We start from the raw sequence: 23844 nt of genomic DNA, 5'->3' as shown, positions 1-23844 counted from the left end.
CTTAACACATAAAGTAAGCGGCCCGAACCTGGCGGGCCGTTTGGGCGATCAATGATGGACGTTATCCACAGCGATGGATTCGCCGCTGACGTCCTCGTAATACGGCTGGCGCTTGGCGATGATCAGGTACAGCAACCCTGCAATCGAAGCGCCAATCAGCCAGGAAAACGGTGAAACGGCGTCAAAACCTGGCACCAGAGCCAGGACAATCGCGATCAGCGCCGCCGGAATGAACGCTGCCACCGCACGCAGGTTGACCCCGTTGCTGTAGAAATACGCACCGTTTGGGTCCTCGCTGTACAGTTGCGGCACGTTGATGCGACCTTTTCGCAGCAGCCAATAATCGACCATGATCACCCCGTACAGCGGCCCGAGCAGGGCGCCGAGGCCGGACAGGAAATACACGATCACCAGCGGGCTGTTGTAGAGGTTCCACGGCAGGATCAGCACGGCGATGGCGGCGCTGATCAGCCCGGCGCGGCGGAAGGTCAGGTACTTGGGCGCCAGGTTGCTGAGCACGAACGCCGGGGCGACGAAGTTGGCCATGATGTTCACCGCCACCGTAACGATCAGGAAGGCCAGGCAGCCGAGCACGAGGAAGAAAGTGTTGGGGATCGACGCAATGACTTGGGTCGGGCTTTCGATGATCTGCCCGTTGATCTGGAACTGCGCACCGCAGAGCAGGATGGTAATCCCGGCAAACATCAGAATATTCACCGGCAGGCCCCAGAAATTGCCGACGATGATGGTCCGGCGGCACGGCGAGGAGCGGGCGAAGTCGCAGAAATTGAGGATCAAGGTGCCGTAGATCGACAGCCACAGCGCGCCGCCGGCAAAGATATTGCGCCACATTTCGCCACCGGTCAGCGGCTCGCGGATCGACCAGGCAATGGTGGCGCCGGCCTGGGTGTACATCCAACCGGCCAGGGCCGCGACGGTCACCAGGATCACCGGGCCGGCAAAGCCTTCATAACGGCGCACCATCTCCATGCCGTAGGCCAGGATCACCAGTTGCACGAACCAGATCGCCACGAAGCACACCCAGCCCAGGCTCGACAGGCCGAGGATCGAGTCGCGGTCGTAGTCGGCGAAGCCCGGGTGGATCGCCACCAGCAACACGCGGAACACCACCGACGCCAGGTAGGTCTGGATCCCGAACCAGGCAATGGCGATGATCGCCCTGATCAAGGCCGGAAGCTGCGCGCCATGGATCCCGAAGCTGATCCGGCTGATCACCGGGAACGGCACCCCGGTTTTCTGGCCCATGTAGCCGGACAGATTCATGAAGCCATACACCAGCGCCGCGCCTATCCCCAGGGACAGCAAGATCTGCCAGCCACCCAGGCCCAGGGCATAGAGACCGATGGCGAAGGAATAGTTGGCGATGTTGTGCACGTCGTTGGTCCACAGGGCAAAGATGCTGTAGCGGCCCCAGCGGCGACCTTCGGCCTTGGTCGGTGCCAGGTCCTTGTTGTGCAGCCTCGGGCTCAGGGCCAGGGACACTGCGGTGTGGTCATCGAGGGCAGGGGTGGAGGAGGGTAGATCCAGCGCGATGTTATTGGAGAGACTTGTACGCATTCCGGCAGGCTCCTGATTCTCGGGGCAGCGATGACTGTGCATGAGCGCGGGGCTCGACAAATCTTCGTCGCAGCAGGCGAGCATCATTGGTTACGGGGCATCTGCAGCCTGTACGGGATAGGGCGCTTCAGGCTTGCGGATCTAAAGTGTGTGTATGTTTTATAGATGTTGTATACAAAACACTTGTCGACTCAAGCCAGATTTATGCCACTTACGGATCTATCCGCTACGGTGATAATTTCGTTTTGTTATGTTGGGTTAATAAGTAACTGAAATACGGAGATTTAAAACTGACCGTTTAAACAGGTATTTATTTTTCGGCGAACGCCAATGGAGTTAGAAGGACAGGCGAGGCGGGAAGGTCGGTGTAACCTTTCGGGGCAGTTACAAGATAAGTGCACACAAAAATGCCACTTGTGGTGACATTTTTGTGTACAGGGTACGGCGGACGCTTAGACGGTCTTGGATTTGGCGATGATGTTCCCGGCGTGCAGCCCGCATTCCTTCTGCGTGGCTTCTTCCCACCACCAGCGGCCTTCGCGCTCGTGCTGGTTCGGCAGCACCGGGCGGGTGCAGGGCTCACAGCCGATGCTGATGAAGCCGCGTTCATGCAGGCTGTTGTAGGGCAGCTCGAGCATGCGGATGTAACCCCAGACTTCTTCACTGGTCATCTGCGACAGCGGGTTGAACTTGTACAAGGTGCGCTCGGGGGTGGAAAACGCCGTGTCGATTTCCAGCACCGCCACTTGGCTGCGGGTGCCGGGGCTCTGGTCGCGGCGCTGGCCGGTGGCCCAGGCGCGGACATTGGTCAGCTTGCGGCGCAGCGGTTCGATCTTGCGGATGCCGCAGCACTCGCCGTGACCGTCCTTGTAGAAGCTGAACAGGCCTTTTTCCTTCACGAAGGGTTCAAGTTTCGTGTAGTCCGGCGACACCAGTTCGATGTCGATCTTGTAGTGCTCGCGCACTTGGTCGATGAAGCGATAGGTCTCCGGGTGCAGGCGGCCGGTGTCGAGGCTGAACACCTTGACGTTCTTGTTCAGTTTCCAGGCCATGTCCACCAGCACCACGTCTTCGGCGCCGCTGAACGATATCCACAGCTCGTCGCCGAATTCGGCGAAGGCCAGCTTGAGGATGTCCTGCGGGGACTTGTTGGCATAGGTCGTGGCGAGTTCCACGACGTCAAACGATGGGCTCATCAGGGCGGTTTCCTACAGGTCGGTGGCGCTGGGCGCTCTATATGGGGCTGATGGTAACAAAAGCTGTCGGGGCTGGCGCGCTCCTGTGCGTTGCGCGGGCTTCGACGAATGGCTAGAGTCGGCAAGCCTTTTGTTCGCTCAACCGATAAACATCAGAAAAAATGGGAGTGTCTTGTGGAAATTGCCTGTCTCGACCTGGAAGGTGTGCTGGTCCCGGAGATCTGGATCGCCTTCGCTGAAAAAACCGGGATTGATTCCCTCAGGGCAACCACTCGGGACATTCCCGACTACGACGTGCTGATGAAGCAACGGTTGCGCATCCTCGACGAGCATGGCCTCAAGCTCTCCGACATTCAGGAAGTCATCGCCACCCTCAAGCCCCTGGACGGCGCCATCGAATTCGTCGATTGGCTGCGCGAGCGCTTCCAGGTGGTGATTCTTTCCGACACGTTCTACGAATTTTCCCAACCGTTGATGCGCCAACTGGGCTTTCCGACCTTGCTCTGCCATCGTCTGATTACCGATGACACTGGACGGGTGACGGGCTACCAGTTGCGTCAGAAAGATCCCAAGCGCCAGTCGGTGTTGGCTTTCAAGAGCCTGTATTACCGGGTGATTGCGGCGGGGGATTCCTACAACGACACGACGATGCTGGGCGAGGCCGACGCCGGGATTCTGTTCCATGCGCCGGAGAACGTGATCCGCGAATTCCCGCAATTCCCGGCGGTGCACACCTTTGTCGAGTTGAAGCAGGAATTCCTCAAGGCCTCGAACCGCAACCTCAGTATGTAAATCACGCCGTTACTGTAGGCACAAAACCTGTGGGAGCGAGCTTGCTCGCGATAGCGGTGTATCTGTTGGCCTTGAGTCGACTGACACACTGTCATCGCGGGCAAGCCTTGCTCCCACAGGATCTCTATCAGGCACCTTTTTGTGAACAGGTAACCTGTGGGAGCAAGGCTTGCCCGCGATGCTTCTAGAGGTTCTGCAAGGTATCGAGCAACACCCGAACCTTGGTAATCGACTCCTGATACTCCGCCTGCCAATCCGAGTCCGCGACAATCCCGCCGCCGCCCCAGCAGCACACCTGCCCATCCTTGACCAGCAAGCTGCGGATGGCGATGGAACTGTCCATTTCCCCGCGCACGTCCAGGTACAGCAACGAGCCGCAATACAGCCCGCGCCGGGTCGGTTCGAGTTCGTCGATGATTTGCATGGCGCGGATTTTCGGCGCACCGGTGATCGAGCCCCCGGGGAAGCTGCCGGCGATCAGGTCCATGGCGTCCTTATCCACAGCCAGTTCGCCGGTCACGCTGCTGACCAGGTGGTGCACGTTCGGGTAGCTTTCCAGGCTGAACAACTCCGGTACCCGCACCGAGCCGATGCGGCAGGTGCGGCCCAGGTCGTTGCGCAGCAGGTCGACGATCATCAGGTTTTCCGCCCGGTCCTTGGGGCTGGCCAGCAGCTCGGCGGCGTGGGCCGCGTCTTCCTCGGGCGTTGTGCCGCGGGGGCGGGTGCCCTTGATCGGTCGGGTTTCCACCTGGCCTTCGCTGACTTTGACGAAGCGCTCGGGGGACAGGCTCAGCACCGCGCCACCCTCCGGCAGGCTCTGGAAGCCGGAAAACGGCGTCGGGCAGGCCGCCCGCAAAGCCTGGTAAGCGGCCCAGGCATCCCCCTGGCAGGGGGCGCGGAAACGCTGGGCAAAGTTGACCTGATAGCAGTCACCGGCCTGGATATACGCCTGGATACGTTCGAACGCCTGTCGGTAGGCCTCGGCGCTGAGGTCCGGTGTCATGGGGCCTTCAAGGCTGAACGGGGGAACGGGCGCGGTGTTCGGCTGGCTGAACAGCGCGATCAGGCGCTGGCGTTCGCTTTCGGCGCAATGGGGGTGGAACACCAGTTGGCTGGTGCCTGCCTGGTGATCGCTGACCAGCGCCCAGTCGTACACGCCAAAACGCGCGTCGGGCAGTTGCAGGTCGTCCTGGGCGTGGGATGGCAGGGTTTCGAGGTGTCGGCCAAAGTCGTAGCTCAAGTAGCCGATCAGCCCGCCGGCGAAGGGCAATTGCACCGTGGCCGGCAGTTCCGCGTCGCCGAGTTGTGTCAGCTGAGTGCGCAGGCGTTGCAGGAAATCGCTGCCGCTTTCGTCCGGCAATACCGCCAATTGTGCCAGCGGCCAGGCGCTGAGCAGGTCGTAACGCCCGCGCTCGGCACTCGGCCGGCCACTGTCGAGCAGCACGCTGCCCGGGGCATGACGGATCGCCGCGAAATACTCGGCGGGGTTGGTGCGATAGGGCAGCGGGTGTACGGAGCAGGTTGGCATGGGCGGGGCGGGTCAGCCGTTCAGGCGGGGGGGCGATTGTAATACCCTGTGGGATTTGCTCCTAGAGGGGTGTCGGAGATGAGCACGTCTGTGGTTATTGAAGCTATTTGGGTATAAGCGCTTTGTGGCTACCAGAAGCTATCTGGGGATGAACACTTTGTGGCGAGGGAGCTTGCTCCCGCTGGGTTGCGAAGCAACCCCCTGGGCAGTTGAACCTGGTCAACCTGATGTACCGAGGTGCCGGGCTTTGGGGTTGCTGCGCAACCCAGCGGGAGCAAGCTCCCTCGCCACAGGGTTTCATGCTCCAGTCTCTTACTCCAGTCTCCAACCTCAGCCTTAGCCTCCAGGTTAAAGCCTCAACCCTCAACCGGCGGAATATGCCCAAACAACTCCTGGGCAAACGCCACGCGCTCTTGCGCGGTTTCGATAACGCCCCGGGCCTGGAGTTCTTCCAGGCGGGCTTCCACCGCGTGGGTGCGCAGGGTCAGGCCGCAGTCGTTGGCGATCTGGATGTTCAGTCCCGGCCGGGCGTTCAGCTCCAGGATCAACGGCCCTTTCTCCTGGTCCAGCACCATGTCCACGCCAATGTAGCCCAGCCCGCACAGTTCATAGCAACCGGCGGCCAGTTTCATGAAGCCGTCCCAGTAGGGCAGCTGTACGCCATCCACCGCGTTGGTGGTGTCGGGGTGTTTGGTGATGATGTTGTTCAGCCAGGTGCCGCGCAGGGTCAGGCCCGTGGCGAGGTCGACGCCCACGCCGATGGCGCCCTGGTGCAGGTTGGCCTTGCCGCCGGACTGGCGGGTCGGCAAGCGCAGCATGGCCATCACTGGATAGCCCATCAGCACGATGATGCGGATGTCCGGCACGCCTTCGTAGCTGATGCTCTTGAAGATCTGGTCCGGCGTCACGCGGTACTCGATCAGCGCCCGGTCACGGTGTCCGCCCAAGGAATACAGGCCGGTGAGGATGCTGGAGACATGGTGCTCGATCTCCTCATGGCTGATGATCTTGCCGGACACTGTGCGATAGCGGCCCTCGAAGCGGTCGGCGATGACGATGATGCCGTCACCGCCCGCGCCCTGGGCTGGCTTGATCACGAAGTCGGTGCGCCCGCCGATGATCTCGTCGAGCTTGTCGATTTCCTTCTCGGTGGAGATCACCCCGTACAGTTCCGGCACATGGATGCCGGCGGCGACCGCCCGTTCCTTGGTGATGATCTTGTCATCGACGATGGGATACAGGCTGCGCTTGTTGTACTTGAGCACGTAGTCGGCATTACGCCGGTTGATGCCCATGATGCCCCGGGCTTCCAGGGCCTTCCAGGTCTTCCAGAAGCCGAACATCAGGAGTCTGCCTTGAGGAAGGCCTTGAACCGCACCAGCTCGGTCAGGCGGTAGCCGCGATAACGCCCCATGGCCAGCATGAAGCCCACCAGGATCAGCAGGATCGCCGGGAAGGTGAACACGAAGTACACCAGTTCCGGCACGCTCATGATCAGGTGCGCCAGGGACGCGGCGAACAAGGTGCCGATGGCGACTTTCATCGCGTGGCCGGCGCCGCGTTCTTCCCAGGTGATGGACAGGCGTTCGATGGTCATGGTCAGGATCACCATCGGGAACAACGCCACCGACAAGCCGCGCTCCAGGCCCAGCTTATGGCTGAACAGGCTGATGGCGGCGATCAGCACCACCACGAACGTCAGCACCACCGAGAGTCTTGGCAGCATCTGCAGCTTGAGGTGCTCCAGGTACGAACGCAGCGACAGGCCCAGCGTGGTGATCACCGTGAACAGAATAATGCCGAAGCCCAGCTGGGTTTCACGGAAGGCCAGGGCGATCAGGACTGGGGTGAAGGTCCCGAGGGTTTGCAGGCCGATCAGGTTGCGCAGCACCAGGATCACCAGTACGCCGATCGGGATCATCACCATGATCATGAAGGTTTGCTGGGTTTGCAGCGGCAGGCCGTAGAGCGAGTATTCGAGGAAGTTGGCGTCGGTGTTCTCGTCCGTCAGCTTGGCCAGGCGAATGGCGTTCATTTCGCTGTTGTTCATGCTGAAGGTGACGGTGGCTTTCTTGCCGCCATCGACAGTGATCAGATTTTCATCGCCGGTCCACCACAGCAGACGGTCAGTGGGCAGGCCCTGTTCGCCGGAGTCCGGGTTGAAATACAGCCAGTCGGTGCCGTTGAAACTGCGCAGCCACAGCTCAGGGGCCTGCGGCTGGTCGGCCACCAGGCGGATGGTGTGGACCTTTTCCACCGGCACGTGGGCGATGGACAGCACCAACTCGACGATGCGCGCCTTGTTAGCCGAGGAAGGGTCGCCGGCCAGCAACAGCTTGACGTTGTCGTCGTTGAGATTGTTGACCCGCTTGATCGCTTCGCTGATGAACGTCTCGACGTCGGCCGAGTGCTGGCGGATCGGCGCAAGCAGGGCTTCGGCGGCCAGTTTCTCCGGGCCTTCGACGGCGATGCTGTCGCGGAAGGTCGGGCCCTTGACCTTGGTTTTCTCGGCGCTGTAGCGCTTGGTCAGCACCAACCGGTAATAAAGGGTCTGGTTGCCCTTGGCGCGACGGGCCGACCACGTCACCTTGCGGTTACCGTCGACCCGGTTCACCGCCACACCGTAATTGTTGGAGATGAAACTCTCGTTGAGGCTCACGTAGTCGCGGCTCAGGGGCGGCACGAACATCTGGATCTTGACCGGATCCTTGGCGTTGGGCACGAATTCGACCTTGGCGTCGATGTTCCACAAGTCGTCGGTGGCGTCTTCGGTGACCGGGATGCCAAGCACGAAAATCTGATAGGCCGTTACCGACAGGCCCAGCACCACCAGGATGGCGATCAGCATTTTCAGATGGAGGGTAAGGGAGCGCATTGGAATTACTCTGCGGTTTGAGCGGCATTGGCGCAGGCGGGTTTGCCGGCAGCGTATTTAAGACTGGGGTCGACCAGCGCGTCGAAGCGCTTGAGCGCCTCGGAACCGATCAGCAACGGGTATTGGAAGGCGCTGCGGTCGGTCAGGTTCACTTCGATACTGCGCAGGGCCGAGCCCATGCAGATGTCCAGTTCGATGACCGGCCGGGCCGTGTATTTCTTGCCTTCTTCCGGGTCGTAGTCACCGGCGCGGCGCTTGATCTTGCTGACCCGGGCCAGCGGACGTTCGATAGGGTGCGAGTGGGCCGCGTCGATGGCCAGGTAAAAACGCACCCAGGATTCGCCATCGCGCTTGAAACGCTTGATGTCCCGGGCGCTGAGGGACGCGGTCTTGGCGCCGGTGTCGAGCTTGGCGGCGACCTCCAGGTCGATGCCCTGCAGGGCGGCGTACTCGTTGAGGCCGTACACGGTTTTTTCACCCGCCACGGCAAGCCCCGGCAGGCACATGAAATAGAAAGCAGCAGATAAGGGCTTGAGTGTCATAGATCCTGGTGCGCAGCGTTCCGTTTATCGGTTCAGGCCCTGGCATTACTGCACAAGCTCCCTAGGCAGCCTTTCTCTATAAAAGGAGAGCGGCGAATAACCGCGGCATTCTAGCACGGTGGTTTTCTGACGCCACCGCTGGCCGGAGGCTACGAGTCCTCATGCAATGGGGTTATCGCCAAGGCGTTTATTAGACGATTGTCGACAATGTTGATTTTTGCTTTGACGTTAAGGTCTCTATTGGTTAGTTTTTGCCATATTGATTTTCAAGGTGTCGACAATATGCTCGATCAGCTCGAATCCCCGGTGATGGTCCAGGACGATTCGGAAACCCTGTCCGAGAACGTCTTCCGGCGTATCCAGGCCGCCATCGTCAAGGGCGAGATCGCCCCCGGCAGCAAGATCTCCGAGCCCGAGCTGGCGCGCACCTACGGCATCAGTCGCGGGCCGCTGCGCGAGGCGATTCACCGCCTGGAAGGCCAGCGCCTGCTGGTACGCGTGCCCCACGTCGGTGCTCGGGTGGTGTCGCTGAGCCACGCCGAGCTGCTGGAACTCTACGAAATCCGTGAATCCCTCGAAGGCATGGCCTGCCGCCTGGCGGCCGAACGCATGACCCTGGAAGAAATCGACGAACTGCGCCGGGTGCTGGAAACCCACGAGCGCGATGCGGCGTTCCAGGCCGGTGTCGGTTATTACCAGCAGGAAGGCGATTTCGACTTTCATTACCGGATCATCCAGGGCAGCGGCAACCGCACCCTGACGCAGATGCTGTGTGGCGAGCTGTACCAGCTGGTGCGCATGTACCGGATTCAGTTTTCCACCACGCCCAACCGTCCGCGCCAGGCCTTTGCCGAGCACCACCGGATTCTCGACGCCATCGCCGACCGTGACGGCGAACTGGCTGAATTATTGATGCGCCGGCACATCGGCGCCTCCAAACGCAACATCGCGCGTCATTTCCAGGACAGCGCCGCCACTGAACGAGGTGAGTCATGAGTTCCAGCAACAGCACGCCAGGCCAGCGTTTCCGCGATGCGGTCGCCAGCGAACATCCGCTGCAAGTGGTGGGCACGATCAACGCCAACCACGCGCTGCTGGCCAAGCGCGCCGGTTTCAAGGCGATCTACCTGTCGGGCGGTGGCGTGGCGGCCGGTTCCCTTGGCGTACCGGACCTGGGCATCACCGGCCTGGATGACGTGCTGACCGATGTGCGTCGTATCACCGACGTGTGCGACCTGCCGCTGCTGGTGGACGTGGACACCGGCTTCGGTTCCTCGGCGTTCAACGTGGCGCGCACAGTCAAGTCGATGATCAAGTTCGGCGCCGCGGCGATTCATATCGAAGACCAGGTCGGCGCCAAGCGTTGCGGCCATCGTCCGAACAAGGAAATCGTCTCCCAGCAAGAGATGGTCGACCGCATCAAGGCCGCTGTCGATGCCCGTACCGATGACAGTTTCGTGATCATGGCCCGCACCGATGCCCTGGCGGTGGAAGGCTTGGAGTCGGCCCTGGACCGCGCCGCCGCGTGCATCGAGGCCGGTGCCGACATGATTTTCCCCGAAGCCATCACCGAGCTTGAGATGTACAAGCTGTTCGCCAGCCGCGTGAAAGCGCCGATTCTGGCCAACATCACCGAATTCGGCGCAACCCCGCTGTACACCACCGAACAGCTGGCCGGTGCCGACGTGTCCCTGGTGCTGTACCCGCTGTCGGCGTTCCGGGCCATGAACAAAGCGGCCGAGAACGTCTACACCGCAATCCGTCGCGACGGCACGCAACAGAATGTCATCGACACCATGCAGACCCGCATGGAGCTCTACGATCGCATCGACTACCACACCTTCGAGCAGAAGCTCGATGCGTTGTTCGCGGCGAAAAAATGAACAGATCGCAGCCTCGCTTCGCTCGACAGTTCCTACAGAGTTGGGCCGCGTAGGGGCTGTGTAGGAGCTGTCGAGTGCAACGAGGCTGCGATCTTTTTCCTCCATTCTCTACAAATCTAAAAACTGGAGACAGCAAATGGCCGAAGCAAAAGTACTCAGTGGCGCCGGGCTCCGTGGCCAGGTGGCCGGGCAAACCGCATTGTCCACCGTGGGCCAATCGGGCGCCGGCCTGACCTATCGCGGCTACGACGTTCGCGACCTGGCGGCAGATGCGCAATTCGAAGAAGTGGCCTACCTGCTGCTGTACGGCGAGCTGCCGACCCAGGCACAGTTGGACGCCTACACCGGTAAACTGCGCCAGTTGCGCGACTTGCCCCAAGCCTTGAAAGAAGTGCTGGAGCGCATTCCCGCCGACGCCCACCCGATGGACGTGATGCGCACCGGCTGCTCGTTCCTGGGCAACCTGGAACCCGAGCAGGACTTTTCCCAGCAACACGACAAGACCGATCGCCTGCTGGCCGCGTTCCCGGCGATCATGTGCTACTGGTATCGCTTCAGCCATCAAGGTCAGCGCATCGAGTGCGTGACCGATGAAGTGTCCATCGGTGGCCACTTCCTGCACCTGCTGCACGGCAAGACGCCGAGCGAGCTGCACGTGAAGGTGATGAATGTCTCGCTGATCCTTTACGCCGAGCATGAATTCAACGCCTCGACCTTCACCGCCCGGGTCTGCGCCTCCACGCTGTCGGACCTGTTTTCCTGCATCACCGCCGCCATCGGTTCGCTGCGCGGCCCCTTGCATGGCGGCGCCAACGAAGCGGCGATGGAAATGATCGAGCGCTTCAGCTCACCCCAGGAGGCCATCGAAGGCACCCTCGGCATGCTGGCGCGCAAGGACAAGATCATGGGCTTTGGCCACGCGATCTATAAGGACAACGATCCGCGCAACGAGGTGATCAAGGGCTGGTCGAAAAAACTCGCCGACGAAGTGGGCGACACGGTGCTGTTCCCCGTCTCCGAAGCCATCGACAAGACCATGTGGGAGCAGAAGAAACTGTTCCCCAATGCCGACTTCTACCATGCCTCGGCGTACCACTTCATGGGCATCCCGACCAAGCTGTTCACGCCGATCTTCGTCTGCTCGCGCCTGACCGGCTGGGCCGCCCACGTGTTCGAACAACGCGCCAACAACCGCATCATCCGACCGAGCGCCGAATACACCGGCGTCGAACAGCGCAAGTTCGTGCCAATCGAACAACGCTGAGCTGGAGGGTTTTAGCCGCCGGAACTGATTACCCCGAAACCCTGTGGGAGCGAGCTTGCTCGCGATTGCGTCCTGACATTCGACATTAATGTCGACTGATACACCGTTATCGCGAGCAAGCTCGCTCCCACAGTGGCCGGGGGGGCTTTGAGGCTGGCGCCAACCTTCTGAAACCACCGTGACCCGAGTCCTGACGATGAACACAGAATTTCGCAAACCGCTACCCGGCACTTCGCTGGATTATTTCGACGTTCGCGGGGCAGTGGAGGCCATCCGCCCTGGCGCTTATGACGGCCTGCCCTACACCTCCCGCGTGCTGGCGGAAAACCTGGTGCGGCGCTGCGACCCGGCCACGCTACGCGAGTCGCTGCTGCAACTGATCGAGCGCAAGCGTGACCTGGACTTCCCATGGTTCCCGGCGCGCGTGGTGTGCCATGACATCCTCGGCCAAACCGCCCTGGTGGACCTGGCCGGCTTGCGCGATGCCATTGCCTTGCAGGGCGGTGACCCGGCGCAGGTCAACCCGGTGGTACCAACCCAATTGATCGTCGACCATTCCCTGGCGGTGGAAAGCGGTGGTTCCGACCCGCAAGCCTTCGCCAAGAACCGCGCCATCGAAGACCGCCGCAACGAAGACCGCTTTCACTTCATCAACTGGACCAAGAAAGCCTTCAAGAACGTCGACGTGATTCCGCCGGGCAATGGGATCATGCACCAGATCAACCTGGAAAAAATGTCCCCGGTGATCCAGCAGCGTGACGGCGTGGCGTTTCCCGACACCTGCGTTGGCACTGACAGCCACACGCCCCACGTCGATGCCCTGGGTGTGATCGCCATCGGTGTCGGTGGTTTGGAAGCCGAAAGCGTCATGCTCGGTCGCGCCTCGTGGATGCGCCTGCCGGAAATCGTCGGCGTCGAACTGACCGGCAAGCTGCAACCGGGCATCACCGCCACGGACATGGTCCTGGCGCTGACCGAGTTCCTGCGCAAGCAAAAAGTGGTGGGGGCGTGGCTGGAGTTCTTCGGCGAAGGCGCCAGTGCCCTGACCCTGGGCGACCGTGCGACCATCTCCAACATGGCCCCGGAATACGGCGCCACGGCGGCGATGTTCCATATCGATCAGCAGACGATCGATTACCTGAAGCTTACCGGTCGCGAAGACACCCAGGTGCAATTGGTGGAAACCTACGCCAAACACGTGGGCCTGTGGGCCGATAGCCTCAAGGGCGCGCAGTACGAGCGTGGCCTGAGCTTTGACCTGTCCTCGGTAGTGCGCAACATGGCCGGCCCCAGCAACCCTCACGCCCGCGTCGCGGTGTCGGATCTGGCCGCCAAAGGCATTTCCGGTCAGTGGGACGATGTGCCCGGGCAAATGCCCGACGGCGCGGTGATCATTGCCGCGATCACCAGTTGCACCAACACCAGCAACCCGCGCAACGTGATCGCCGCCGGCCTGCTGGCGCGCAACGCCAACCGCTTGGGCCTGGCCCGCAAGCCGTGGGTCAAGTCGTCCCTGGCGCCGGGCTCGAAGACCGTGGCGCTGTACCTGGATGAAGCCGGTCTGACGTCCGAACTCGAGAAGCTGGGCTTCGGCGTGGTGGCGTTCGCCTGCACCACCTGCAACGGCATGTCCGGTGCGCTGGACCCGGTGATCCAGCAGGAAATCATCGACCGCGACCTGTACGCCACTGCCGTGTTGTCGGGCAATCGCAACTTCGACGGGCGTATCCATCCGTACGCCAAGCAGGCGTTCCTTGCCTCGCCGCCACTGGTGGTCGCTTATGCGATCGCCGGGACCATCCGCTTCGACATCGAGAAGGATGTGTTGGGCGTGGTGGACGGTCGCGAGATCCGCCTCAAGGACATCTGGCCGAGCGATGAAGAAATCGATGCGGTGGTCAAGGCTTCGGTGAAACCGGAGCAGTTCCGCCAGGTGTACATCCCGATGTTCGCCATCCAGGAAGACACCGGGCCGAAAGTGACGCCGCTGTACGACTGGCGCCCACAAAGCACCTACATCCGTCGTCCGCCGTATTGGGAAGGCGCGCTGGCCGGTGCGCGGCCGCTCAAGGGCATGCGCCCGCTGGCGGTGCTGCCGGACAACATCACCACCGACCACTTGTCGCCGTCCAACGCCATCATGCTGGACAGCGCCGCGGGTGAATACCTGGCGAAAATGGGCCTGCCGGAAGAGGACTTCAACTCCTACGCGACCCACCGCGGCGACCACCTGACCGCGCAACGCGCCACGTTCGCCAACCCGAAACTGTTCAATGAAATGGTCCTGGAAAACGGCAAGGTCAAACAGGGTTCCCTGGCCCGGGTCGAGCCGGAAGGCAAGGTCATGCGCATGTGGGAAGCCATCGAGACCTACATGGAGCGCAAGCAGCCGTTGATCATCATTGCCGGCGCCGACTATGGCCAGGGTTCATCCCGGGACTGGGCGGCCAAAGGCGTGCGCCTGGCCGGGGTCGAGGCGATCGCCGCCGAAGGTTTCGAGCGTATCCACCGCACCAACCTGGTGGGCATGGGTGTGTTGCCGCTGGAGTTCAAGCCCGGCACGGACCGCAAGACCCTGGGCATCGACGGCAGCGAAATCTACGACGTGATCGGCGAGCGCACCCCGCGGGCGACGCTGACCCTGGTCATCACTCGCAAGAACGGCGTGCGCGTCGAAGTGCCGGTGACCTGCCGTCTCGATACCGCCGAAGAAGTGTCGATCTACGAAGCCGGGGGCGTGCTGCAACGCTTTGCCCAGGACTTCCTGGAATCGGCGGTGGCTGTTTAAATCGCTTGGGTGGCCCGTTAGCTGGCCACCCTTTTTTTCAGGAGTTAGAGCACATGGCTCACTCGCCTCAAATCAAGATCCCCGCGACCTACATGCGTGGCGGCACCAGCAAAGGCGTGTTCTTCAGCCTGCAAGACTTGCCCGAAGCGGCCCGCGTTCCTGGCCCAGCCCGGGACGCCCTATTGTTGCGGGTGATCGGCAGCCCCGACCCGTACGAGAAGCAGATCGATGGTATGGGCGGCGCCACGTCCAGCACCAGCAAGACCGTGATCCTGTCCAAGAGCACCCGGGCCGATCACGATGTCGATTACCTGTTTGGCCAGGTGTCCATCGACAAGCCGTTTGTGGACTGGAGCGGCAACTGCGGCAACCTGTCGGCGGCGGTGGGGTCGTTTGCCATCAGCAGCGGCTTGGTGGAGGCCAGCCGTATCCCGCAGAACGGCGTGGCCGTGGTACGGATCTGGCAGGCCAACATTGGCAAGACCATCATCGCTCATGTGCCGATCACCGAGGGTGCGGTGCAGGAAACCGGTGACTTCGAGCTCGACGGTGTGACTTTTCCAGCGGCCGAAGTGCAATTGGAATTCATGGACCCGGCGGCCGAGGAGGAGGGCGGTGGTGGCTCGATGTTTCCCACCGGCAACCTGGTGGACGACTTGGAAGTGCCTGGTGTCGGTACGCTCAAGGCAACGCTGATCAACGCGGGGATCCCGACGATTTTCATCAATGCCCGCGATGTCGGCTACACCGGCACCGAATTGCAGGGCGCTATCAATGGCGATCCCCGAGTGTTGGCGATGTTCGAAAGCATTCGCGCCCACGGCGCGTTGCGCATGGGCTTGATCAAGCACCTGGGCGAAGCCGCCCAGCGCCAGCACACACCGAAAGTGGCGTTTGTCGCGCCGCCGGCGGATTACCTTTCATCGAGCGGGAAAGCCGTGGCGGCGGGGGATGTCGACCTGCTGGTGCGGGCATTGTCCATGGGCAAGCTGCACCACGCCATGATGGGCACCGCAGCGGTGGCCATCGGCACGGCCGCGGCGATATCCGGCACCTTGGTGAACCTCGCGGCCGGCGGCATCGAGCGCAATGCCGTGCGTTTCGGCCACCCGTCCGGCACCCTGCGCGTCGGCGCCGAGGCCAGCGTGGTCAACGGCGAATGGACCGTAAAAAAAGCCATCATGAGCCGCAGTGCGCGGGTGTTGATGGAAGGGTTCGTGCGGGTGCCGGGAGATGTCTTGAGTTGACATAAAACCTGTGGGAGCGGGCTTGCTCGCGAAAGCGGTCAGACATTCCACATTGATGCAAGCTGATCCACCGCAATCGCGAGCAAGCTCGGCTCCCACAAATTAATCTGTGATGGATTTGAGTTCTGGGTCCACTGCAAATCCCTTGTGGGAGCGAGCCTGCTCGCGATGAGGCCGGTACAGTCAGCATTGATGTTGCCTGACACACCGCTTTCGCGAGCAAGCCCGCTCCCACAGTGGATCGCATTCCTGCCGTCAGCCCCCGGTCAGTGCCGTGACGACCAGCCCCACATTACTTTCCAGCTCCGCCACCGGATCGGCGGCATCGGTGCTCAGTACCAGCAGCCGACTACCGCCCTCGGTAATCGCTGCCTTCAGCGCATCCGAAGGTTGGCGATGATGCAGCACCAGCGCCACGTCGTTGTCCTTCAACGTCGCACTCAACTGCTTGAGGGCTTCGGCCGTCCATTCGGCATCGGGCCGGGGATCGGTGCTGATTGCGTCCAGATTGAGCCCGCTGATCAGGTAGCCGAAATGCTCGCTCAGGCTGACCACGCTCAGGTTATCGGCGCTGGCGAGGCGTTTTTCGCTGTCGGCGCTGAGTTTGAGCAGGCGCTGCTTGAGGGCCGCGAGGTTGGTGTCGATTTTCGCTTTGTCCGCCGGGGCCAGGCGCGCCAGGTCGGCGGCGATCACGTCGGCCATGCGCCCCAGGTTATGGCTGGCCATCCACGGCTGGCTCGCCAAGCCGTCGGCCATGCCCGGCTGCACGGCGATACCGGGCAGGGCGCCGTCCACCGGGCGCGCGGCATCGACTTCGACAATGCGGATATTGCTGCGGCGGGCCATGGGGTACAGCGGATCGTCCGGCCACAGCGAACGCAGGCCGATCACCCCGTCGGCAGTGCTGGCCAGTTTGCTCAAGGCCGGCGCGCCACGGCCGCTGAAGTAGGCACTCTGGCGGCTGCCGGGCAGGTTGGCGGGCGCGGCCCGCTCCAGGCTGACCTCGGTGCCCTTGAGCAAAGCCTCGCTCAATCCATAGGTGACCGGCAGCGATGCCAGCAAACGAACCTTTTCGCTGGCGAATGACGAGGTGACGGTCACGCCGCATAACGCGACGGCCAGGGTCAGTTGTCGCAATGAACAAACCATTTATCCAAGATTCCCTTTGAGGCTGGGGACGACACCACGGGCGATGGCGCTCAGGGCGAAGGCGATGCCGGCCACCAGGATGATCGCGGCGCCGGACGGGATCGGCAGGTCGAACACAATCGGCGCGAGGATCCCGCACAAGGTGCTGACGGTGGCGATCAGCACGGAACACCAGAAAAAGCCTTTCAATGATTGGCTGAGCAAGCGCGCCGCCGCCGCTGGAATTACCAGCAACGCACCCACCAGAATGGCGCCGATGACTTTCACCGCCGCCACGGTGATCAACGTCACCAGGACCACGAACAGGTAGTCCAGGGTCTTGACCGCCACCCCGCGCACCGCCGCCAGTTGCGGGTTGAAACTGGCGAGCATGATGCGGTTGTACAACGGCAAGGCCAGGGCCATCACCAATGAACCGACCACCGCCAGCACCAGCAGGTCATTGCCATTGACCGTCAGTACCGAGCCGAACAGCACGTTTTCCAGGATGTGCACGTTGATCTTGCCCGCCAGGATCAACAGCAGGCTGGCGCCCAGGGCCAGGGACACCGACAGGAAGACGCCGATCAGCGTGTCGGGCGCCAGGCCGGTGCGGTTGCGCAGGTAATTGAGCAGGATGCCGAACAACAGACAGTAGCCGAACAGGCTGCCATAAGGCCCGGTGTAGGGTTCGCCGAGCAGGATGCCGATGGCCACGCCGGTCAGCGCCGCATGGCCCACCGCCTCGGAGAAAAACGCGAAGCGCTTGACCACCACCAACGTGCCGAGGCCGCCCAGCACCGGGCCGATCAACAGCCCGGCCAGCAATGCATTGACCACGAACCCATAGGCCAGTGCTTCGGGCAGGTAGCCGGCCGAGGCCCAGCCCTGGACCATCAAACGAAAGGCTTCATAACTCATCAGGCCGCGCTCCCGTTCGTGCGTGGATGGGTGGAAAACAGCGTCAGCAGCCGCTCCGGGGTCAGGGTCTGGCGTGGCGGGCCGTCGAACAGCACCCGGCGATTCAGGCCGGTGACACGGTCGGCCAGGCGCCCGACGGCCTCCAGGTCATGTTCGATCCACAGCACGGTGATCCCGGCCTGGCGCCAGTCCTGCAGCAAGCGTTCGAACACCTGGATACCGGCCTCATCCAGCGCCGACATCGGCTCATCGAGCACCAGCAATTGCGGCGAGGGAATCAACCCCTGTGCCAGCAACACCCGCTGGCGCTCGCCGCCGGACAGCGCGCCCATGCGTCGCTTGCGCTTGTCCTGCATGCCGACCCGCTCCAGGGCCTGGCCAATGGCGCCAGCGTAATGCTTGCTCACGCCGAGAAAGGCCGGCCGCCGCTGACACATCGCCGCCATGAAATCATCCACGGTCATGGGCAGGCCCCGGTCGAATTCCAGCGCCTGGGGCACGTAGCCGATCACTCCAGGTTCACCCGGCCATTGCAGGCTCAAGCGGCCCTGGTGCGGCATCTGCCCCAGCAAGGTCTTGATCAGCGAACTCTTGCCGCCGCCATTGGGACCGACCAGGGCATGGATGCTGCCGGGCTCCACCTGAAAAACCACGCTGTCGAGAATGGTGGTGCGGCCCAGATTCAGGCTGATCTCGGCGAACTCGATCAGGGGGCCGACGCGCTGTAGGGTGAGGGGTTCCTGGACGGTCATGCGCCGGACTCCTGAATCGCCCGGACCACGGTGTCGAGGTTGCCGGCCATTTCCTTTTCGTACTTCTCGGCGCTGTAGTCGCCGTAGGAAATATGCGAGAGCGGGTACAGCTTCACCCCCGATTCACGCTGGATGGTGTCGACGTAGGTGGAGGGGAAATCCATCTCCGAGAAGATCACCTTCACGTCCAGCTCCCGCAGTTGGTCGATGGTTTTCTTCAATTGGCTGGGGCTCGGTTCGATGCCATGGGCCGGCTCGACCACGGCGGTCACTTCCAGGCCGAATTCGCGCAGCAGGTAGTCGTAGGCGGCGTGCACCGTGGCGACCCGCAATTGCGCATTGGGGGCCTGGGTCAGTTTCGCCAGGGCGGCGGCGCGCATCTGTCGCAGGCGCTTGCCATAGGCGCGGGCGTTCTGGGTGTAGGCCTTGGCATTGTCCGGGTCGAGCTTGCCCAACTCCCGGGCGATGTTATTGACCTGGGCGATGGAGGCGCTGATGGACAGGAAGGTGTGCGGGTTCACGACCTTGCCCGCGCCTCGGGCGGCGGTGCCGGTGGCGGCCAGCAGGGGCACGTTTTCGTTGGCCTCGATCACCTTCACGTTCGGGGTTTCGCTGGCGGCGATCATACGGTCGGCGAAGTCGTCGTGCCCCACGCCGTTGAGCACGATCACGTCGAGGCCGCCGATACGCTTGATGTCTTCGGCCCGTGGTTCATAGGCGTGGGGGTTGAAACCGGCCGGGATCAGCGGCACGACTTCGGCCTTGTCGCCGACGATGTTGGCCACGTAGCTGTAATACGGGTGCAAGGTGATGCCAATGCGCAGGCGCTTGGCTGTTTCGGCGTTCACCGGCGAGGTGAACAGGCAGGCCAGCAGGCCGATCAGCAGCAGGCGCAGCAAGGGTCGGCGTTGGGATGCAATAGGCATGGGCAAACGGTCTTCTCTCGGATGAGGGCGTGGGGTCAGTGCCGGTGCTGGCGGGTTACGCCGGCATCGAATTGCGCGACGATCCGTTGCCAGCCGGCGGCGGACAACGCCGCGTCGTCCAGCGCGGTGGGCGTCGCGAGGCCAGTGCCGCGGTTGAGCCAGATGTCCGGGGCAGCATTGGACGTTTCGCCGATGCGCATCAGAAACGAACCGGCCACGGACGGATTGGCACTGGCGCCGATGTAGGCCTGGTCCTGCAGTTGTTGCCAGGCGTGGCCGCCGCGGCTGACGGAACTGGCGTCCTGGGCGAACGGCGCGAAGCCTTCTTCGGCCAGGGCCTGCGGGGCGGGCAGGGTGTGTTGGTCGTCGCGCAGCAAGCGGATTTCATCCAGGGTCACCCGCAGGTCGGCATAGATGCCTTGCTCGGCGGCGCTGAGGTCGCGGCGGGCGTCGAGTTGGTTCGAGGCCAGGTGAGGGGCGTCTTCGGTTTTGCCATGCCAGGCCACCACAGACCCGGCCACCAGCACGATGACCAGGCACAACAGCAGCACGTACAGGGTTTCATGGCCCGCGCCGGCGGGGCGGATGACTTGAGTCGTGGCGTTGCTCATGGGGCCTCGATGTCGGCTTGGTCGATTTCCACCACGTGGCCGGGGCCGGCGTCGAAGAGCACGTAGAATTCAGCGTTGGGTTTCTTGAAGGTCAGCTTCGAGTCGGCACCGAGCTTGCCCGGGACGAGGATGGTTTCGTCATAACCGATCACGTCCAGGGTCACCCCAGGCGCACCGCTACCGTCGGAAAAGCCACCGGTGCATTGGATCTGTTCGGCGTCGATGGCCTTGCACTCGCACATCGGGTTGTGGGCCAGGACGCTGGTGCTTGCGCCGGCGCAGAACAGCAGCGCCAAGCCCTTGGATAAAGCGCGGAAGGTCATGGTTTGGGTCCTTGGTTCTTCAGCCAGGCGACGGTGGCCGGGGAGGCCTGGTTCAGGGGAATGGAGGCTTGATGCATCGAACCGTCCCAACCCTCGAGGGTTATCCACAGTTCGGCATCGGGCTGGGTCTTTGGCGGGACCGGCAACAAGGCGCCCATGCGATAGGGCGAGCCGAAGAAAATCACCCCGGCGGCCCGCAGGCTACGGGGCTTGCCAATGCGCAGGTAGGTGGCCTTGACCTGGCCGATACAGCGTTGGCACAGGGCCGCGTTGAAGTGCTTCATCGGCCCGGCGGGCCCTTGGACCCGTGGGGCTTCGTTGCGAAACTCCGCCAGACGCAGGCTCCAGGGACCGACCTGGACGTCGCCGACTTCCCGCTCGCCCAGCCCGGCATCACCGCGGAACAATGCGGCTTCGGAGAGGTATTTGGGCATGAACCCGAGGGGGATCAGCAGCAGCAACACGTTGAGGTGGAAGCGCCATTTATGCCAGAACAGGCTCAGGCGCGACGGTGATGAGACGGTATTGGACGGGTTCACAGACTGCCCTCCGACGATTCACGGTGGACGGACGGTTGCAGTGCCTGGGCGATTCGGGCGCCACGGGTGGGTTTCTGGCTACGCTTGAAGGCATTGGCGGTGGCCAGGGCCGTGCGTTTGGTCCAGATCAGCAGCCCGCTGAGGACCATCATGCTCAGGATCAAACCGAAGAAAAACCAGATGAGCTTGATCCAGAGGCCGCCGAAGTCTCCGGTGTGCAATGGCCGCATGGATTCGGTGACGAACTCCAGGGTCGTGCGGTCCGACAGCAACCGTGAGGCCGCCACGTCGCCGTTGTAGGGGTTGATGGTGGCGGTCTGGAACATCAATGGATACCAACCGCGGCCGCCGATTTCCAGATGGCTGTAGGCATTGCCCGGCAGGCTGATGAAACTCGCTTCCAGTCCCGGGATGCGTTGCTGGGCGATTTCGATGGCCCGGTCCAGGTTCAACTGCGGCGGCGCCTGGCCATCGACGGACAACGGCACGTTTTCACGGGCCACCACCGGGATGACCGGTTCGCTGGAGATGGAGATCTGGTTGTCGCCCAGCAAGGCCTGGATCAGGAACCAGGTGCCGGTGACAGAGATGACCGCGATGAACCAGATCGACCAGATACCGCTGAGCCGGTGGAAATCCCCCCAGAAAATCCGTGCGCCATGACGGATCCGCAAGGTCGGACGGAGGAAGCCTTTCCAGAAACGCTTGTAGACCACCAGCCCGGTCACCAGGGACGCGAGCAAGGGCAGGCCCAGGAACGACACCAGGTACCAGCCCCAACTGTAGCCGTTGGTGAACGGCACCAGCCACCAGCCATGCAGGGCGCGGGTGAAGGCCTGGAAGTTGAATGTCGGCGCCGAGCCCTGGATGACGCCGCTGTACGGGTTGACGTAGACCGTGTCGGGGCGTCCGTCGGGGTAGGTCACGCCGACTTCCAGGGCAAAATGCGACTCGTCCGGGCGGATGATGCTTTGCACCTGGGTTTGCGGCTGGGCTTGCTTGATCGCGGCGATCACCTGGTCATAGCTGAGCAGCGGAGCCTCGTCCGAAGGCTTGCTGGCCCGCATGTCGGGGTTGGCCAGCCAGACGATCTCCTGGCTGACCACCGCGAGGGTGCCGGTGACGCAGACGATGAGCACGAAGAACCAGATGGGCAAGGCCAGCCAGCTATGGACCAGGAACCAGAGTTTGGAGCGGGATTTCTTCGACATGATTGAACGTCTTGATTCGATGAAAGGTTCCGTATTACGGGCTTCGCAACACCGTGAACCGAAAAAAGCAGACCGTGGCTTTTGCCGACGCGGTCTGCTGCATCTAATTAAGACGAACGAGCGATCGCAATCCTGAAGGGGAAGATGAAAGAAAATGTTTCGCGTTTAGTTCAGTGTCTTTTGTGGCCAGGGAGCAAGCCCCCTGGCCACAGCAACGATCAGCCTTGTTGAAACATCTCCCTGGCCCGCTGCTCGATCTGTTCCTGGCTCAAATCCTCTTTGTGCGTCGCGAGGAACCACAGATGCCCATAGGGATCCTTGAGGGTACCGGTGCGATCTCCGTAGAACTGGTCCTTGACCTCGGAAATCACCGTGCCACCGGCGGCGATGGCCTGGGCAAACGCGCTGTCCACGTCCTCGACGTAGAGATGCAGGCCGACCGATGGCGATTGGTCCGGATTACTCAGCGGGCCCTGATCGCAAGGGGTGCCGAGCATGATCGGATAACCGTTGATCCGCAGTTCGGCATGCCCGATGCCCCCGTCCGGCATGGCCAGGCGCATGACCTCGGTGGCATTGAAGGCTTTTTTGTAGAAGTCGATGGCTTCGGCAGCTTTTTGAATGCCCAGGTAGGGCGTGATGTTATGGAAACCTTCGGGAATGGCATTGACGCCCATGACGTTTCTCCTTTTGTTATGGAGGCGAAGAGAGTCTTCGTCGATTTGCGCCCCTCCACTATAGGCCTGCAACCCTGACTGGGCGCGGGGGCCGACGAACGCTTCACGGCTGTTCCAGCAGGTGAGCCCCCGGCCCGTGTTGGCCCAATACGTCGCCCTGATTGCGCAGTGGACACGCTTCCATCGACAGGCATCCGCAGCCGATGCAGCCGTTGAGTCGATCACGCAGCGCCACCAATTGGTTGATGCGCTCGTCCAGGTCCCGGCTCCACTGCGCCGACAAGATCTGCCAGTCGGCGGCCGTCGGGGCGCGGTTGTCCGGCAGGTTGTTCAACGCTTCGCCGATTTCCGCCAAGGGGATTCCCAGGCGCTGGGCAACCTTGATCAGCGCCACGCGACGCAACACCGCCCGTGGGTAACGACGTTGGTTACCCGGGTTGCGCGTGCTTTTGATCAGCCCCTTGGATTCGTAGAAGTGCAGGGCCGTGACCGTCAAGCCGCTGCGGGCGGCCACTTGGCCGACGGTGAGCTCCTTGTGGATATCGATCTGCGTCATCGTTTCAACTCACTGCTTGACCTCAAGTTAACTAGAGGTTTTACCCTGCACACTTTCGGATCGCAAGATCCGACTTACCTGCATAGGGGACCTTTCATGCAATCGCCAAGGAACAATCGCAGTTTCACCCAACTGATGGAGTTCGATATCGACCCTCAATGGCTGCAGGCGCTGGTAAGCGCCTTGTCGGAACAGACCGAGCGCCTGGCCCGGGACCACCAGGGGTTCCTGAGTGCCAGTATCCAGGCCAGCGACGACGGTCGGCGCGTGCTCAATTATTTGCAGTGGCAAACCCGCGAGGCAGGCGAGGCGGCGCTTCTAAGTTTCGAAAGTGGCGAGCAGGATTTCTGGCGGCTGATCCAGGCTCACCGCGCCAAAGCCGTGACGTTCGGTTCGTTCCAGGTGTTGCGCAATATCGAGCGCAGCCTGGACAACGCGCTGCATTGTCAGTTGGTCGATTAAGCGAAACGGCTGATCCAGGCAGGCAATACCCACTATCGAGAGGGT

General features: G+C 62.2%; 23 protein-coding genes. 7 read left to right on the top strand and 16 right to left on the bottom strand.

The features are described 5' to 3' along the window. Window positions 1-48 precede the first annotated feature (48 nt). Complete coding sequence (locus AC515T_RS20010; RefSeq protein ID WP_496529732.1) at window positions 49-1578, bottom strand: NCS1 family nucleobase:cation symporter-1; 1530 nt, start codon at window positions 1576-1578, stop codon at window positions 49-51. Window positions 1579-2030: 452 nt separating this feature from the next. Next, window positions 2031-2774, bottom strand: a complete 744-nt coding sequence (locus AC515T_RS20005) for a phosphoadenylyl-sulfate reductase (RefSeq protein ID WP_496529731.1) — start codon at window positions 2772-2774, stop codon at window positions 2031-2033. A 174-nt stretch (window positions 2775-2948) separates the two neighbouring features. Here AC515T_RS20005 and thrH point away from each other — a divergent pair, with 174 nt between their 5' ends. After that, on the top strand, window positions 2949-3566 hold the full coding sequence (gene thrH / locus AC515T_RS20000) for a bifunctional phosphoserine phosphatase/homoserine phosphotransferase ThrH (RefSeq protein ID WP_496529730.1): 618 nt from the start codon (window positions 2949-2951) through the stop codon (window positions 3564-3566). 184 nt (window positions 3567-3750) lie between these two features. On the opposite strand, the gene pabB is transcribed toward thrH, so the two are convergent. The 4 genes from pabB to rloA form a co-directional block, all read right to left on the bottom strand. Further along, complete coding sequence (pabB, locus tag AC515T_RS19995; protein ID WP_496529729.1) at window positions 3751-5094, bottom strand: aminodeoxychorismate synthase component I; 1344 nt, start codon at window positions 5092-5094, stop codon at window positions 3751-3753. 356 nt (window positions 5095-5450) lie between these two features. Beyond that, window positions 5451-6437: an alpha-L-glutamate ligase-like protein gene (locus tag AC515T_RS19990; protein WP_496529728.1), complete on the bottom strand. Its 987-nt coding sequence runs from the start codon at window positions 6435-6437 to the stop codon at window positions 5451-5453. Then, window positions 6437-7969, bottom strand: a complete 1533-nt coding sequence (gene rloB / locus AC515T_RS19985; protein WP_496529727.1) for an osmotic stress tolerance membrane protein RloB — start codon at window positions 7967-7969, stop codon at window positions 6437-6439. The genes AC515T_RS19990 and rloB overlap by 1 nt, the downstream gene beginning before the upstream one ends. A 5-nt stretch (window positions 7970-7974) precedes the next feature. Continuing rightward, entirely contained in the window at window positions 7975-8511 is a 537-nt protein-coding gene (rloA, locus tag AC515T_RS19980) for a retropepsin-like aspartic peptidase RloA (protein WP_305467789.1), read from the bottom strand. Between the two features lie 282 nt (window positions 8512-8793). On the opposite strand from rloA, the gene AC515T_RS19975 reads away from it, so the two are divergent. The 5 genes from AC515T_RS19975 to prpF all read left to right on the top strand — a co-directional run bounded on the left by AC515T_RS19975 (window position 8794) and on the right by prpF (window position 15693). After that, entirely contained in the window at window positions 8794-9507 is a 714-nt protein-coding gene (locus tag AC515T_RS19975; protein WP_420231744.1) for a GntR family transcriptional regulator, read from the top strand. Beyond that, on the top strand, window positions 9504-10394 hold the full coding sequence (gene prpB / locus AC515T_RS19970) for a methylisocitrate lyase (RefSeq protein WP_122568709.1): 891 nt from the start codon (window positions 9504-9506) through the stop codon (window positions 10392-10394). The genes AC515T_RS19975 and prpB overlap by 4 nt, the downstream gene beginning before the upstream one ends. A 136-nt stretch (window positions 10395-10530) precedes the next feature. Further along, window positions 10531-11658 (top strand): bifunctional 2-methylcitrate synthase/citrate synthase, encoded by a 1128-nt coding sequence (gene prpC / locus AC515T_RS19965; RefSeq protein ID WP_122568708.1) that lies wholly within the window; start codon window positions 10531-10533, stop codon window positions 11656-11658. Between the two features lie 196 nt (window positions 11659-11854). Next, window positions 11855-14446, top strand: a complete 2592-nt coding sequence (acnD, locus tag AC515T_RS19960; RefSeq protein ID WP_496529726.1) for a Fe/S-dependent 2-methylisocitrate dehydratase AcnD — start codon at window positions 11855-11857, stop codon at window positions 14444-14446. 53 nt (window positions 14447-14499) lie between these two features. Beyond that, window positions 14500-15693, top strand: coding sequence for a 2-methylaconitate cis-trans isomerase PrpF (prpF, locus tag AC515T_RS19955; RefSeq protein ID WP_496529725.1), 1194 nt, complete (start codon window positions 14500-14502; stop codon window positions 15691-15693). A gap of 255 nt (window positions 15694-15948) precedes the next feature. Here prpF and AC515T_RS19950 read toward each other — a convergent pair whose 3' ends face one another. From AC515T_RS19950 to soxR, 10 genes are all read right to left on the bottom strand, one after another. Continuing rightward, window positions 15949-16842: a metal ABC transporter substrate-binding protein gene (locus tag AC515T_RS19950; protein ID WP_496529724.1), complete on the bottom strand. Its 894-nt coding sequence runs from the start codon at window positions 16840-16842 to the stop codon at window positions 15949-15951. Next, a complete protein-coding gene (locus AC515T_RS19945) occupies window positions 16843-17742 on the bottom strand; it encodes a metal ABC transporter permease (RefSeq protein WP_014339414.1) in 900 nt (299 codons plus the stop codon). Then, window positions 17742-18494 (bottom strand): metal ABC transporter ATP-binding protein, encoded by a 753-nt coding sequence (locus AC515T_RS19940; RefSeq protein WP_496529723.1) that lies wholly within the window; start codon window positions 18492-18494, stop codon window positions 17742-17744. Before AC515T_RS19940 ends, AC515T_RS19945 begins: the two co-directional genes overlap by 1 nt. Beyond that, window positions 18491-19420 (bottom strand): metal ABC transporter substrate-binding protein, encoded by a 930-nt coding sequence (locus tag AC515T_RS19935; protein WP_496529722.1) that lies wholly within the window; start codon window positions 19418-19420, stop codon window positions 18491-18493. Before AC515T_RS19935 ends, AC515T_RS19940 begins: the two co-directional genes overlap by 4 nt. A 35-nt stretch (window positions 19421-19455) precedes the next feature. Continuing rightward, window positions 19456-20031, bottom strand: coding sequence for a DUF6162 family protein (locus AC515T_RS19930; RefSeq protein WP_496529721.1), 576 nt, complete (start codon window positions 20029-20031; stop codon window positions 19456-19458). Continuing rightward, window positions 20028-20354, bottom strand: coding sequence for a hypothetical protein (locus tag AC515T_RS19925; RefSeq protein WP_060741359.1), 327 nt, complete (start codon window positions 20352-20354; stop codon window positions 20028-20030). Before AC515T_RS19925 ends, AC515T_RS19930 begins: the two co-directional genes overlap by 4 nt. Then, a complete protein-coding gene (locus tag AC515T_RS19920) occupies window positions 20351-20893 on the bottom strand; it encodes a PA2404 family protein (RefSeq protein ID WP_496529720.1) in 543 nt (180 codons plus the stop codon). The genes AC515T_RS19925 and AC515T_RS19920 overlap by 4 nt, the downstream gene beginning before the upstream one ends. Beyond that, window positions 20890-22104, bottom strand: a complete 1215-nt coding sequence (locus AC515T_RS19915) for a PepSY-associated TM helix domain-containing protein (RefSeq protein WP_496529719.1) — start codon at window positions 22102-22104, stop codon at window positions 20890-20892. The genes AC515T_RS19920 and AC515T_RS19915 overlap by 4 nt, the downstream gene beginning before the upstream one ends. A gap of 218 nt (window positions 22105-22322) precedes the next feature. After that, the gene (locus tag AC515T_RS19910; protein ID WP_109756506.1) at window positions 22323-22781 is read right to left on the bottom strand and encodes a VOC family protein; all 459 of its coding nucleotides are present in this window, start codon (window positions 22779-22781) and stop codon (window positions 22323-22325) included. Window positions 22782-22884: 103 nt separating this feature from the next. Continuing rightward, entirely contained in the window at window positions 22885-23337 is a 453-nt protein-coding gene (gene soxR, locus AC515T_RS19905; RefSeq protein ID WP_496529718.1) for a redox-sensitive transcriptional activator SoxR, read from the bottom strand. Between the two features lie 96 nt (window positions 23338-23433). Between soxR and AC515T_RS19900 the strand changes: the two genes are divergently transcribed. Further along, window positions 23434-23799, top strand: a complete 366-nt coding sequence (locus AC515T_RS19900; protein ID WP_496529717.1) for an antibiotic biosynthesis monooxygenase — start codon at window positions 23434-23436, stop codon at window positions 23797-23799. The last annotated feature ends 45 nt before the right edge of the window (window positions 23800-23844 follow it).

The organism is Pseudomonas sp. FSO-7, from assembly GCF_059579345.1.
This window is presented reverse-complemented; position numbering and strand designations above follow the sequence as displayed.

Excerpts from the sequence above, each read along its gene's own strand:
- acnD (WP_496529726.1), top strand. The coding sequence starts at position 11,855 with ATGAACACAGAATTTCGCAAACCGCTACCCGGCACTTCGCTGGATTAT.
- soxR (WP_496529718.1), bottom strand. The coding sequence starts at position 23,337 with ATGACGCAGATCGATATCCACAAGGAGCTCACCGTCGGCCAAGTGGCC.
- AC515T_RS19935 (WP_496529722.1), bottom strand. The coding sequence starts at position 19,420 with ATGCCTATTGCATCCCAACGCCGACCCTTGCTGCGCCTGCTGCTGATC.
- AC515T_RS19925 (WP_060741359.1), bottom strand. The coding sequence starts at position 20,354 with ATGACCTTCCGCGCTTTATCCAAGGGCTTGGCGCTGCTGTTCTGCGCC.
- AC515T_RS19940 (WP_496529723.1), bottom strand. The coding sequence starts at position 18,494 with ATGACCGTCCAGGAACCCCTCACCCTACAGCGCGTCGGCCCCCTGATC.
- AC515T_RS20005 (WP_496529731.1), bottom strand. The coding sequence starts at position 2,774 with ATGAGCCCATCGTTTGACGTCGTGGAACTCGCCACGACCTATGCCAAC.
- pabB (WP_496529729.1), bottom strand. The coding sequence starts at position 5,094 with ATGCCAACCTGCTCCGTACACCCGCTGCCCTATCGCACCAACCCCGCC.
- AC515T_RS19900 (WP_496529717.1), top strand. The coding sequence starts at position 23,434 with ATGCAATCGCCAAGGAACAATCGCAGTTTCACCCAACTGATGGAGTTC.
- AC515T_RS19950 (WP_496529724.1), bottom strand. The coding sequence starts at position 16,842 with ATGGTTTGTTCATTGCGACAACTGACCCTGGCCGTCGCGTTATGCGGC.
- AC515T_RS19915 (WP_496529719.1), bottom strand. The coding sequence starts at position 22,104 with ATGTCGAAGAAATCCCGCTCCAAACTCTGGTTCCTGGTCCATAGCTGG.
- prpF (WP_496529725.1), top strand. The coding sequence starts at position 14,500 with ATGGCTCACTCGCCTCAAATCAAGATCCCCGCGACCTACATGCGTGGC.
- prpB (WP_122568709.1), top strand. The coding sequence starts at position 9,504 with ATGAGTTCCAGCAACAGCACGCCAGGCCAGCGTTTCCGCGATGCGGTC.
- AC515T_RS20010 (WP_496529732.1), bottom strand. The coding sequence starts at position 1,578 with ATGCGTACAAGTCTCTCCAATAACATCGCGCTGGATCTACCCTCCTCC.
- AC515T_RS19910 (WP_109756506.1), bottom strand. The coding sequence starts at position 22,781 with ATGGGCGTCAATGCCATTCCCGAAGGTTTCCATAACATCACGCCCTAC.
- AC515T_RS19975 (WP_420231744.1), top strand. The coding sequence starts at position 8,794 with ATGCTCGATCAGCTCGAATCCCCGGTGATGGTCCAGGACGATTCGGAA.
- rloA (WP_305467789.1), bottom strand. The coding sequence starts at position 8,511 with ATGACACTCAAGCCCTTATCTGCTGCTTTCTATTTCATGTGCCTGCCG.
- prpC (WP_122568708.1), top strand. The coding sequence starts at position 10,531 with ATGGCCGAAGCAAAAGTACTCAGTGGCGCCGGGCTCCGTGGCCAGGTG.
- AC515T_RS19930 (WP_496529721.1), bottom strand. The coding sequence starts at position 20,031 with ATGAGCAACGCCACGACTCAAGTCATCCGCCCCGCCGGCGCGGGCCAT.
- AC515T_RS19945 (WP_014339414.1), bottom strand. The coding sequence starts at position 17,742 with ATGAGTTATGAAGCCTTTCGTTTGATGGTCCAGGGCTGGGCCTCGGCC.
- rloB (WP_496529727.1), bottom strand. The coding sequence starts at position 7,969 with ATGCGCTCCCTTACCCTCCATCTGAAAATGCTGATCGCCATCCTGGTG.
- AC515T_RS19990 (WP_496529728.1), bottom strand. The coding sequence starts at position 6,437 with ATGTTCGGCTTCTGGAAGACCTGGAAGGCCCTGGAAGCCCGGGGCATC.